The sequence below is a fragment of the Dyella sp. genome (assembly GCF_036746095.1).
GTDB lineage: Bacteria > Pseudomonadota > Gammaproteobacteria > Xanthomonadales > Rhodanobacteraceae > Dyella_B.
The window spans coordinates 1-12232 of record NZ_DAIOEU010000092.1; the positions used below are offsets into that span (position 1 = coordinate 1).

At 61.5% G+C, this 12232-nt stretch carries 13 protein-coding genes; 5 read left to right on the forward strand and 8 right to left on the reverse strand.

The genetic code is table 11. The features are described 5' to 3' along the window. Positions 1-140 precede the first annotated feature (140 nt). From V7M64_RS21330 to V7M64_RS21350, 5 genes are all read right to left on the reverse strand, one after another. Entirely contained in the window at positions 141-1781 is a 1641-nt protein-coding gene (locus V7M64_RS21330) for an alpha/beta fold hydrolase (protein ID WP_333682087.1), read from the reverse strand. Between the two features lie 215 nt (positions 1782-1996). Continuing rightward, a complete protein-coding gene (locus V7M64_RS21335; protein WP_333682088.1) occupies positions 1997-3055 on the reverse strand; it encodes a glycerophosphodiester phosphodiesterase in 1059 nt (352 codons plus the stop codon). 91 nt (positions 3056-3146) lie between these two features. Further along, on the reverse strand, positions 3147-3551 hold the full coding sequence (locus tag V7M64_RS21340) for a hypothetical protein (protein WP_333682090.1): 405 nt from the start codon (positions 3549-3551) through the stop codon (positions 3147-3149). Continuing rightward, entirely contained in the window at positions 3521-3829 is a 309-nt protein-coding gene (locus V7M64_RS21345; RefSeq protein ID WP_333682091.1) for a PadR family transcriptional regulator, read from the reverse strand. Before V7M64_RS21345 ends, V7M64_RS21340 begins: the two co-directional genes overlap by 31 nt. A gap of 279 nt (positions 3830-4108) precedes the next feature. After that, positions 4109-4813 (reverse strand): YceI family protein, encoded by a 705-nt coding sequence (locus V7M64_RS21350; protein WP_333682093.1) that lies wholly within the window; start codon positions 4811-4813, stop codon positions 4109-4111. A gap of 382 nt (positions 4814-5195) precedes the next feature. Here V7M64_RS21350 and V7M64_RS21355 point away from each other — a divergent pair, with 382 nt between their 5' ends. Further along, positions 5196-5744 (forward strand): hypothetical protein, encoded by a 549-nt coding sequence (locus V7M64_RS21355; protein WP_333682095.1) that lies wholly within the window; start codon positions 5196-5198, stop codon positions 5742-5744. A gap of 215 nt (positions 5745-5959) precedes the next feature. Here the strand turns inward: V7M64_RS21355 and V7M64_RS21360 are convergent, their stop codons facing one another. From V7M64_RS21360 to V7M64_RS21370, 3 genes are read right to left on the reverse strand one after another with little or no spacing between them, the layout of a single operon-like run. Next, complete coding sequence (locus V7M64_RS21360) at positions 5960-7285, reverse strand: HAMP domain-containing sensor histidine kinase (protein ID WP_333682097.1); 1326 nt, start codon at positions 7283-7285, stop codon at positions 5960-5962. Continuing rightward, positions 7282-8022 carry a response regulator gene (locus tag V7M64_RS21365; RefSeq protein WP_333682098.1) on the reverse strand — a complete coding sequence of 247 codons (741 nt, stop codon included), beginning with the start codon at positions 8020-8022 and terminating at the stop codon, positions 7282-7284. The genes V7M64_RS21360 and V7M64_RS21365 overlap by 4 nt, the downstream gene beginning before the upstream one ends. Before the next feature lie 29 nt (positions 8023-8051). Then, entirely contained in the window at positions 8052-8603 is a 552-nt protein-coding gene (locus V7M64_RS21370; RefSeq protein WP_333682100.1) for a redoxin domain-containing protein, read from the reverse strand. A gap of 558 nt (positions 8604-9161) precedes the next feature. On the opposite strand from V7M64_RS21370, the gene V7M64_RS21375 reads away from it, so the two are divergent. From V7M64_RS21375 to V7M64_RS21390, 4 genes are all read left to right on the forward strand, one after another. Beyond that, positions 9162-9569, forward strand: a complete 408-nt coding sequence (locus V7M64_RS21375) for an organic hydroperoxide resistance protein (protein WP_333682102.1) — start codon at positions 9162-9164, stop codon at positions 9567-9569. A gap of 38 nt (positions 9570-9607) precedes the next feature. Then, positions 9608-10627 carry an alpha/beta hydrolase gene (locus V7M64_RS21380; RefSeq protein WP_333682104.1) on the forward strand — a complete coding sequence of 340 codons (1020 nt, stop codon included), beginning with the start codon at positions 9608-9610 and terminating at the stop codon, positions 10625-10627. Between the two features lie 96 nt (positions 10628-10723). Further along, positions 10724-11083, forward strand: a complete 360-nt coding sequence (locus V7M64_RS21385; protein ID WP_333682107.1) for an SDR family NAD(P)-dependent oxidoreductase — start codon at positions 10724-10726, stop codon at positions 11081-11083. 89 nt (positions 11084-11172) lie between these two features. After that, positions 11173-11955 (forward strand): alpha/beta hydrolase, encoded by a 783-nt coding sequence (locus V7M64_RS21390; protein ID WP_333682106.1) that lies wholly within the window; start codon positions 11173-11175, stop codon positions 11953-11955. Positions 11956-12232: the final 277 nt, after the last annotated feature.

A 12232-nucleotide genomic window follows, 5' to 3' on the forward strand; every position in this document is an offset into this window, starting at 1 on the left:
CATTTCGCGCTCATCGTCGATGGACTCAGATGGTAGTGTTAACACGCCCTAGCAAAAAAACGTGGGGATACCTGCTACTCGGCACGGTTGTTTGCGGAACTGTCCGGAAATGTCGGGGTTCGCGTTCCACTCATCCCGACCTATGGTGCGCTCACCACATCGTGCGGATGGCCATGCTCGCGCAAGATCTTCAACACATCCACAATCGCCTCCGGATTGTTCGGCACCTTGTGATCGGAGTGAACAATCAACGTGGTCGCAGAACCCGGCAGCAGCGCGTTGCTCAATGGCACGTAACCATCACCCGGTGGCTTTACCCCGCGCATCACACCGGCAATCGTGTCGTAACGCACGCCAGGGGCAGGCATCAATTTTTCATCCGCGAGCGACACCGGCTCGTCGGGCCGCAAGCTGGTAATGCTGGTGATGTGTCCGGCCTGAAAAATCGACTCGATGGCCGGCTGGATGGCGCTCGGATTCTCGGTAGCGATGCGCATGATTCCGGCCATCTCTTCGATGTGTCGCCATGCCAGCAGGCCTACCAGGCGACCCAGCAATCCGTCCGCGGCAGGGCTTCCGCGTTGCGGCGCGGCCATGAAGATGATCTCGTCGACACCCGCATACGGCTTGAACTCGAACACGTGCTTGAGCGTGGCAAGATCGTCCGCGTCGGAGTGCAAGCTATCCATCGGCGCGGTAAACGCCGCGTTCCATACATCCGGCGTGCTTTGCGCGCATAGCAAGCGCGCGATCACGCCACCCATGCTGTGCCCGACCAACACCACGCCCTGCCGTGCCGGTGCGTGGCCACCCGGGTCGAGCACGCGCCAGGCGTCATCCATGTAGTGCTGCACGCGATAGCGCTCCACCAGCAGCGGAGCGTTGCTTTGGTAGACCACATGCCAGATCTGGTAGCGCCGGTGCAGGTCTGCATCGCCCATGATCGCGTTGCTCAACCGCGCCCAGATCAGCGGGCTCCCGGCAACGCCATGGATCATGATGATCGGCGTCTTGTTCGGATCGTAGTCATCAAGCAGAAACAAACCCGATCGCTTGCCGATTTCCGCACCGCCGATCATGCCCCACCAGGCCAGCCGCTTCAGCCGCGTTCGTTCCAGCAACTGCGCGAAAGGCGCCGACACGTCTTCGGCAAGGGCGTAACGGTTCGGGCCGTCAATGTGTCCGGGCCGCAGCAACGGGTTCTGCACCACCAGCACTGGTGCATCGTCATGCGGGTCTCTCCCGGATGGCGCTTCCAGCCATAGCGTGGCCGGCCGAAAAACACCCTCCGGCGTATACAGCCGGCAGATGGGCCGATCCGGACACGGTAAGGAAAACGCGACCATCGGCACGCCAAACCCAGCTCGATGATGACGCGCGCCACCCAGGGGACCCATCGACACCTGGTCGGCCGGTTCCAGGTAGACGCTTTTGGCGAGGCTATCGGGCATGCCGCGAAATTCCACACGAAGCGTGAGGGCGCCGAGCAACAAACGCCCCGCCTTCACCTGCACGGGTGCACCTTGCGCCACGAGATCGAAGAATGCGCGGCTGCATTGCGTGGCAAGCAAGCCAGCCGCCGTTTTCGTCGCCGCCTGTTCGCCCGCCATCGCATCGTGCGCCAGTGTGGCGCAGTGCAGCCATGCTTCCTCTTGTGCCTGAGCCGATTGCGCGCGGATGGCTTCCATCTCGCGTGCCTGCGCTTTTTCAAGCAGCGCTTCGGCCGAAACACTGACGACATGTCCCGCACCTGTCGATGCACAACCGGACAGACAGGCCATTGCCACCAAAACCATGCACGCGAAAGCGCGCACGGCTGGCGGCCGGCGAGTGATACAGGGATGCTTAGCAGGATCCGCCATCGTCCATCTTGCCGTACCCGAGGGGTGCGCGCGCAGTCTACTCTCAGGCCGGCATCACATGCTTTTTATGCATGCCCTGCAATAAAAAACGCAGGGCGGGATGTCATCCAGGGCCGGCGCTTTCGTGGAATGACTCAGCGCTTATCCAGCGCCTCGCGACCAATCGCGGGATCGTCCGTAAAGAACGCATCGATGCCCGCATTGAGATAAGCGTGGATCTCCGCAATGGAACCGGCCTCATTGAATGTCTTTGGATCGCTTCCCTGCCAGAAGTTCTTCGCGAGGAACTGGTTCTCCGGCCGGAACGTGTACGGATGCAGCTCCAGACCCGCCGCGTGCGCATCGTGCACCAAGGCCGATGGCCGCCCCAGCCTGCCGTCGGCGAGCAGTGGAATGACCGAACGCGTCGCCGGTCCGATGGCATCGGCGTACGTGGCAATCTCGTGCAGCCCGGCCGGCTTCATCATCTGGGCATAGGTCAGCGCACCGCCTGAAGCGGCTACGTCATAAGGTTGCTCGTTTGACTGCCCGATCAATTGCAACAGACGAATGTTGGGATGATCGCGCCGCGCCTGTGCGCCACCCAATTTGCCATGCAGATATTTGAGATTGGCGATTTCAAAAGATTGGATCTCGACGGGTGCGCGGCGCGTATAGCTGTGCGCGGCCAACGTGGCGAGCAGCTTGTCTTCCATCGGCAAGCCGAGCTTCTGGTAGTAGGTGCCGTGCTTGATTTCTGGAATGATGCCAATGGGCCGCCCGACCACTGTGGATTCAGCGGCGACGAAGTCGATGATTTCATCCAGCGTGGGAATCTGGAATTCACCGTCATACTGCGTACTGCGCAATTGCGGCAAACGTTCGCGTGCGCGCAGGGTTTTCAATTCCGCCAACGTGAAGTCTTCAGTGAACCAGCCGGTGACGGCTTTGCCGTCAATGGCCTTGGTCGTCTTGCGGCTGGCAAACTCCGGGTGGTCGGCCACGTTGGTGGTGCCGCCGATCTCGTTCTCGTGACGCGCGACCATCACGCCATCCTTGGTCATCACCAAATCCGGCTCGACATAATCGGCGCCATCGGCAATCGCCTTGCCATACGACGCCAAGGTGTGTTCCGGACGCAGTGCGCAGGCACCGCGGTGTCCGATCACCAGCACCTTGGGCGCCAGGGGTTTTTCCGCTGCGTATGTCGTCATGGTTCCCAGCATCAATACGACTGCAAGCATCAGGAGGATATATCGCATGCCTCAATTATGCACTCGTCATTCTGGCGAAAGCCGACCGGAGCTAATGGCTGTCTTTGACATGGTGCGCAGCCGATGATCCATGATGAAACAGCGTGATCAGGATGCGTTCGCGCTGATAGGGTTTTTGCATCATGTATATGCCAATCACGGCAATGACCGACGCGACGCTTAGCGTGAATAATTTCTTGAGAATTCCATTAGGCATAAATGCTCTCGCCAGTTCGTAGGATGCTCTTTCTTTGACCGCAAACAGCGTGCAACCCAGCAGCCAAGACCACGCTGCGCGGCGCGTTCGGACGTAGGCCACCTCGTTGAGCATGGCCTCGGCCCATTCTTTGCGATGCGGCGGCATGATCCACGTTGCAAATCGAATCCCGGTGGCCAGATCGATGAATTTTATGTTGCCGTTGGCCATCACGCCCGTCCCGGCGACAACGGCCGCCATTTCGCGCCTTGGGGCCGTGAATGCTCGGTGGCGTAGGCCGCACCTTTGGCGGTGAGGCGATACAGCTTTCTAGGCGGACGGCCCGGGTGCGGCGATGGCTCCCACTTGGCATCGACCATGCCCCGATCACTCAGTCGCATCAGGATCGGATAGAGCGTTCCGGAAGGAAGCCCCGTCTGCTCGGAAAGATCGTATCCGTGCTGCCATTGCGCGCGCTGCGCAAGTAATGCGGCGAGGAGCTGCATGGTTTGCGTTGAGGGGGCTCGGGATCGCGTCATGCGATAACTCTACATATGTCGGTATCGCGAGGCAAGTGCTGGTTCGAGGCGCAAATGCAGCCCCAAGCGCTATCGATTCGTCACCCGGGGAAGGCCCAAATTCCCAAGCTCATGGCCGTCGCTCCTGCGAAAGCAGGAATGACGGCCCATGTAGATCGCCCTGAGGTCAGTACGTCGGCGGGAGTGATGGTTCCAGCTTTCAGGCGGCATGGTGGATGCCGGGATTTCATCCCCACCTACTTGCGTTGGGATTCGCCTTCGCTCATCCCCAGCTACGCATCAGTGCGACTTGCCGGCGGCGGCCTTCAATGCCGGACCGCTGAATTCGGCCTCGATCGTCACATCGATCAAATCGCCCACGCCCATCGTGCTGCCTGGCGCGGGTACGCCGAAGCCCATGCCGAAATCGGAGCGCTTGAATGCACCGTGCGCGGAAAAGCCGATGCGTGCATGGGGATCCATGTTGGGCATGCCGCCGTAGCCGCCGTTGTACGTGGCGGTCAGAACCAATGGACGGGTGACGCCGTGCAGCGCCAGGGTACCGGCGATTTCAAATGTCTTGGCGCCGGTCATGCGGATCTTTTCCGAGCGGAAGACGATCTGCGGATACTTGGCCGTATCGAGCAGTTGCGGCCCTTTCACGATATCGAGGCACATCTTTGGCGCCGCATCCATTGCCAACGAAGCCGATTCAATAGTGGCCTCGAGCTTGGATGCGGGGATGTCGTTGGGATCGAACGTCAAGCTGGCATCGAAGCGGCTGAAGCGCGTGGTGTAGGTCGAAAACCCCATGTGGCTTACCCGAAGCAGCAGGCTCGCATGGGATTTGTCGAGGTGGTACACGCCGGCGGTGGGCGCCGTGATGGGTGGCATGGCGGGCGGTGCGGTGTCGGCTGCGCGGGATGCGATGCCATGCATGCCAAGCAAGGCGGCAACCGCGCCGGCCACGAACGGGTGGAGAACAGTTCGGATGGTGTATCTCATGGCAAGTCGTTCCGTATCAAATGGATGTTTCCCCTATCGGGGGTGCGCCTTCCTCCATGCAACGAATGGCCGGCGGATAAATCGACACGTGCCGCCAAGCTGTTTGCGAGGCAGTGGTGGAACAGATCACCTGCGGCCAGCGCTGGCATGTGACGCGAATGGGCTGCAATTCACCTCCAGCGACACCGGCCCCGGGTGGCACCGTAACCGATCAGGCCCGGCCATTCACAGGGGCGCGGCGCCCGTCGAAGCCGTGGGAACCAGGGCCAGGCTGTCTGCCGGTAGGCGGCCGGCGCCAGCCTGGCCGGTTCAAGTGAATGCGCCAACGGCCGATAGCCTCCCAAGGGCGTCGCCTGGCACGCCCGATGCATGGAAACGTGCCATGAAGACCACTAATTTCCTGATCGAAGCCGAGTGCAACGTGCCGAGCAACGTGATCCCGCTGTGGCCGGCCCGGCGTGTTCCACGGGATGCGGGCGCCCGTCCGCGCGGGTCGTGGGTTGATCAGGCGCACACCATTGAAACGAATGCGGTGGAACTCGATCCGCCGGAGCAGCGTTTGGCGCGTCGCGTGGAGCGCGTGCTGTGCGCCCTGCTCTATCACGCGGTGCTTGAACCTGGCAATGCCCGCAGTTCGAAATCCTTTTCCATCGAAAAACGCGTGGATCAGCTGGTATCGCACGACCGCTTGATTGCGATCGCGCGCGCAGCGATCAGCATGGATTCCACCGGCGACCTTACGCGCCTCGCCGCCGCGGCGATCTCGTTTGAGCTGCAGACGCAATCGCAATGGCGCAACCGGGCGCGGCGCCTGTTCTCGGCCCAACAGCGGCAGATCCATGCCGACACCACGGCCATCGCCAATCTGCTCGCATGGGACCTGGATGCGCTGAAGGTCCGGCCGATCGATACATTCGCCAAGTTTCTGTGAGTTCATACAACCCATGGCCGTCATTCCCGCGAACGCGCACTGCTGTCCGGGGAAAATGAAGTTCTTCAGAAATGCGTGGGCATAGCACCCAGCATCAAAAAATTTCCATGGAAATTCAGTGCCATCAACTCGTTTTAGCTTTCCCGCAAGAACGGCGAAAAATTCTCCGGACAGCAGTGCGCGTTCGCGGGAATGATGGCCGTTGGAGTTACGCATCAGGGCAAGGTAACGACTGCCGCGAGTCCACCGCCCTCTCGATTGGATAATTGAAGGCTTCCGCCAATCGCCCGCATCAACTGCGCTGCAATCGCCAAGCCCAGACCCGTGCCACCGGTATCGCGGCTGCGTGAACCTTCCAGGCGATAAAACGGTTGCAGTACCTGTTCCAGTTGTTCATCGGGAATGCCAGGCCCGCGATCGCACACGGCCATGCACATCGCGCCATCCTTGCTGCGCCACGCGCTGACTTCCGCCGTGCCGCCGTAGTTGAGCGCGTTATCGATCAAGTTTCCCAGCACGCGCCGCAGCGCCTGCCGGCGAACCATGGCCGCGCCGCCGATGGATTCCGCCAGCGTAACCGGCTTGCCGACATCCTGGTAATCGAACACCAGGCTTTCCAGGAAAGCTTGCACATCCAGGCGTACGGGTACCTCCGCGCCGCCATGCGCGCTGCGTGCGTAAGCCACGCCCTCGCGCACCAGATGCTCCATCTCGTGCAGGTCACGCAGGATCTTCTGGCGTTCTTCGCCCTCATCCAGCGACTCCGCGCGCAGGCGCATGCGGGTGATGGGCGTCTGCAAATCGTGCGAAATCGAAGCAAGAATATGCAGGCGTTCCTTGAGGTGGCGCGCGATGCGCTCCTGCATCGTGTTGAAGGCGACTGCCGCCTGCGCCACCTCGGCGGGGCCTTGCTCGCTCATTCGCGGGCCATCCGCCGTGGGCGTCATGGTTTCGGCGGCATGCGCCAGTTGCGCCAGCGGGCGTGTGGCCAGTCGCACGGCCAGCCACGTGCACACCAGCAGCAGTATCAGCTGCAACACCAGCACGATCGGCAGCCATTGCGCGATCGGCGGCACGCCGTGCGGCATGACTTCCAGCGTCAGCGGCGAACCATCGCGCAAGGTGAAATGCACTTGATAGCGCTCAGGGTGCGTCGAGGTCGAATCGGCCTGCACGCGATAACCGGGGCCGACCTCTTTCTCGATCCGATGCACCAGCCCCCACGAGCGCTTGCTCGTCAACGGTGTACCCGGCTGGCCATGCCCCAGCACGAAGCGATAGTTGTCACGCTCCAACAAACCCAATGCACCGGCGCGTTCGCCGGCCGGCAGGCGATCCAGCATGGCGACCGAGGTGGCCACTTCATGCTCGACCGTGTCGAACATGGTCGCCGTGGCGCTTTGGTAGCGCTCATACAGCATCACCGCAAAGGCAAGCCCTTGCGCCAGCATCAGGCCGACAAAGATGATCAGGTAAATCCGCGCTGCCATGCTGCGCGGCAGCCAGCGCAGCGATGCGATGGATGATGCCACGCGGCTCACGCGCCGTCTCCGGGCAAGGTAATCGGCATGCTGAATACATAGCCTTCGCTGCGCACGGTCTTGATGTACGACTGTTCCCTGGCGTTGTCTTCCAGCCGCGTGCGCAGGCGGCTTACCAATAGATCGATGGAGCGATCGAACAGCTCCGCATCGCGGCCTTGTGTCAGGTTGAGCAACTGGTCGCGCGAAAGCACGCGCTGCGGGTGATCCAGGAATACGCGCAGCAATCGAAACTCCGCACCGCTCAATGGCACGATGGTGCCCTCTTCGTCCAGCAGATGACGCGCGGTGGTATCCAGCCGCCACCGGCCGAACGACAACACGTCGGTGGTTTCGGTGATGCGCAGATTCGGCGGCAGCATGCGTGTGCGCCGGATCACCGCCTTGATGCGCGCCAGCAGCTCGCGCGGCGAAAATGGCTTGACCACGTAATCGTCAGCGCCCATTTCCAGTCCGATGATGCGATCGGTCTCGTCATCGCGCGCGGTCAACAGCAGAACCGGCAACGCGCGATGCTTGCCGCTGCGCAAGGTGCGGCACAATACCAGGCCATCGTCGCCGGGCATCATGATGTCCAGCACCACCAGGTCGAATGCCGAGGTTTCCAGTTGCGCAAACATGTCGCGGCCATCGACGGCCGCGCTGGCGCGCAGGCCGTTCTTGCGAAGGTATTCCACGACACCCGTGCGGATCTCGCGGTCGTCATCGACGACGAGGATGTTGTCGACGTGGTCCATAGGCGTGCGCTCCCAAGGCTGCGTGGCGGTTACGTGTTCTGCGATGCATCCAGCAACTGCCGAATGCGCTGCTCGGTGACGTCGTAGTTTCCTTCGCCGACATGGTAATAGACCACCTGGCCGCGCTGGTCGATCAGGTAGATGGCAGGCCAGTATCGGTTGCCGTAGGCATTCCAGATGCGATAGCGGTTGTCCGCCACCACCGGCCAGGTGATCTGGAATTGATCGATGGCTTGCTGCAGCAAGGCCGGGTCACGCTCTTCATCGTACTCGGGCGTGTGCACGCCAACGACGATGAGCCCCTGGCTGGCGTACTTCTCGTAGAGCGCCTTGATGTGCGGCAGTACGTCGATGCAATTGATGCATTCGCGCGTCCAGAACTCCACCAGCACTACCTTGCCGCGCAGCTTGTCGATGCTCAGCAGCGGCGAGTTGAACCAGCGATCGGCACCGGTGAAATCGGGCGCCAGCGTGACGGCAGCGGATGGTTCGGCACCGGGTCTGGTCCAGGCGATAGGCAGGAACATGATCAAGGTTGCGCTCAGTGCGGCCAGGATGGTGGTAACGCGCGGAGAGGTCATGGGTCGATGGCCTGTAGCAGGTGGTGGCGCCTATGGAACCTCCGCGGTTTATCTGGAACGTGTCTGCCTTGGTGGCTTTTTGTATCGGTTTGTAACATCTCTGGCATCCAGGGTCTCACGGTCATTCCGGCGAAGGCCGGAATCCAGTTCAAACATGCCATCCGAAGGACACAAAGCCGATTTTCGAGTGCTTCCCACAGCGTATTTAGACTGGATTCCGGCCTTCGCCGGAATGACGACGAGGCGAGATTTGCCCGTCCAGCAAGTTGTGTAGATGCCTATGCCCCGATGTTGGGGTTCGCGTGCCGCTCGCCTCAACCTGCGAGGCTACGAGGTACTTGTAGGTTGGGGTGAGGCGCAGCCGAACCCCACCATGGCGTGCACGTACCCGGATATCTCGAGCGTTTGTATCAAAACGTATCGATCCCCCTCCGCTACACATTTCGATGCCTTTCGGCGCTTGCCTGGACACAACCGGGATACGCCGCCGCGGTTTCCTATGCACAACGGCCAACGCCTCGCCACGAGGCGGCCCATCAACCGCTTAGGAAACCGATCATGTCCATCATCTATACCGGCAGGACCACCACCACTGGCGGCCGCAACGGCCAAGCGCGCAGCGACGACAATCGCCTCGACATCAAGCTGTCGCTGCCCGGCTCCAACGGCGCCGGCACCAATCCGGAACAGCTGTTCGCCGCCGGCTGGTCTGCCTGCTTCATTGGCGCGATGGGCCGCGCCGCGCAGGAATTGGACGTCACCTTGCCGGCTGATACCTCCGTCGCCGCGGAAGTCGACCTGGGCAACCACCCCGAGCAAGGCTTCTTCCTCCAGGCACGCCTCAACGTAAGCCTGCCGGGTCTGGATCGCGCCGTCGCCTTGTCCGTTGCCGAGCGCGCACACCAGATCTGCCCGTATTCGAAGGCGACGCGCGGCAACATCCAAGCCGTCATCACCGTGGTTTGAATCTTTCCATTTCCCTCTACACGTTCAAGGAGATCAGCATGAAGCGCACGCACCTGGCACTTGCCGCAACCCTGGCCCTGAGCCTCACCGGTCTTGCTTCGGCCGCCTATGCCGACGGGCAGCCGGCTCCACCATCCGCCTCGCAAGCGGTATCGCCGGACCCATGGGGCGCGCTCAAGCACGTGCACGCCGGCGTGCTGGACGTCGCATATGCCGAGATGGGCCCGGCCAATGGCCCGGTGGTGATTCTTCTGCATGGATGGCCCTATGACATCCACAGCTACGCAGACGTCGCGCCGGCACTGGCAGCGAAGGGCTATCGCGTGCTGGTGCCTTATGCACGCGGCTACGGCGACACGCGCTTCCTCTCGGACAGCACCATGCGCAATGCCGAACCGGCCGCCTTGGCGCAGGACGTGATCGACTTCATGGACGCGCTGCATATCCAGCGCGCGGAGCTGGGCGGTTTCGACTGGGGTGCGCGTTCGGCTGATATCGTCGCGGCTCTGTGGCCGGAGCGCGTCACGTCACTGGTGACGGTGAGCGGTTATCTGATCGGCAGCCAGGAATCGGGCAAGGCGCCGTTGCCGCCGAAGGCCGAACTGCAATGGTGGTATCAGTATTACTTCACCACCGAGCGTGGCCGCCTTGGCTATGAGCAATACCATCACGATTTCGCCAAGCTGATCTGGCAGCAGGCTTCGCCGAAGTGGAATTTTGACGACGCCACCTTCGAGCGCAGCGCAGCGGCATTGAACAACCCAGACCAGGTCGCCATCACCATCCACAACTATCGCTGGCGTTTGGACCTGGCCAACGGTGAAGCCAAGTACGCACCGCTGGAAAAGCGCTTGGCGCAATTCCCGGCCATCACGGTGCCGACGATCGCCCTGGAAGGCGACGCCAACGGCGCGCCGCATCCGCAACCGGAAACCTACGCCAAGCATTTCACCGGCAAGTACCAGTTCCGGCTGATCACCGGCGGCGTCGGTCACGACCTGCCGCAGGAAGCGCCGCAAGCGTTCACGCAAGCCGTGATCGATGCCGACCATCTCTGAGCGCATCAGAGGCAGGCGCACCGATGAAATGCGCGCCCTGGCTCTTCACGTGTTCGCAGAAAACGAAAGGAGAACCCCATATCCCTACGCTGGCTCATCACCGGCAGTTCACGCGGTATCGGCCGCGCGCTATCGGAAGCCGTGCTGCAAGCTGGCCACCGCCTGGTAGCAACCGCACGCAACCCCGCGCAGCTTGCAGGACTTGTACAACAACACCGTGATGCGGTGCGCGCCGTGGCGCTTGACGTTACCGACCCCATCGCTGCGCAGGCAGCCGTCCAGACGGCTATCGACGCTTTCGGCGGCCTCGATGTGCTGGTCAACATGCCACGTCCGCCATTGCGCTTGCCATTAGGTAGCGACGCTTTGGCTGCTATTGCGAAAGCGGATCAGGCGAGATTGGTAGAGCTTGAGCAATGGCGCGCGTCGAGTGCTTCCACTGATTTCGCTGCTTAGTTCGTCATTCCGGCGTTCGTCGGAATGACGGAAATGAACACCCGCAAGACATGTAGATACCTACGCCACAAAAACCCAAGGAGACACAAATGAAAAGAACGTTCACCGCGCTACTGCTCGCCGCCGCCATGTTCGTCGGCGTCCACGCTTCCGCCCAGGAGCCCATGCATAAACCCACCATCGTGCTGGTACATGGCGCCTTCGCCGATGCGTCGAGCTGGAATGGCGTCATCAAGCTGCTACGAAAAGACGGCTATTTCGTGATCGCCGCCGCCGACCCGTTGCGTGGCGTGAAGAGCGATGGCACATACATCGGCAGCCTGGTTGGCGACTTGAAAGGTCCTGTCGTGCTGGTCGGCCATTCCTATGGCGGCAATGTCATCACCGAAGCGGCCAACGGCCATGGGAACGTCAAGGCGCTGGTTTACGTGAGTGCGTTCGCTCCCGACACCGGCGAAACCGTCGCCGAACTGGCAGACAAGTTCCCCGGCAGCACCCTGGGCCAGGCGCTGGCCCCACCGGCCGAACTCGCCGACGGCAGCAAGGACCTCTACATTCTGCAGGGAAAATTCCACGCGCAATTCGCGGCCGACGTGCCGGCAGCCCAGGCAGCGCTGATGGCTGCAACGCAGCGTCCACTGGCCCAAGCCGCACTCGATGAAAAATCAGGCGCAGTGGCATGGAAGACGATCCCTTCCTGGTTCATCTATGGCGATGCAGACAAGAACATTCCACCGCAAGTCATGGCGTTCATGGCCCAGCGTGCGCATGCGAGGAATGTCGTAGTCGTCAAAGGTGCCTCGCATGTGGTGATGGTGTCGCATCCGGATGCGGTGGCGAAGCTGATTGAAGAGGCTGCGTCCGCGAAATAAGTGATGTGAAATTACCCTGCTGTTCCCTCGCCTGCTTGCAGGGGCGGGTTAGGGTCAATGCTCCGAACTGAAGGCTCGCGTCGGTGCCGTTTCAGAGCGTGTCGTCATTCCGGCGAAAACCCACTGCTGTCCGGCATGCGTTTTGCGAATCCATGGCGACATGATGGATCACAAGCGCTTAGCGTCGCCTGTCGATGCCGCGACTCGAAAAGGCCAGAAGCTCTATGGCCGTCATTCCCGCGAAAGCGGAGGCGCTTTACAACGGCGAATGCCGGTC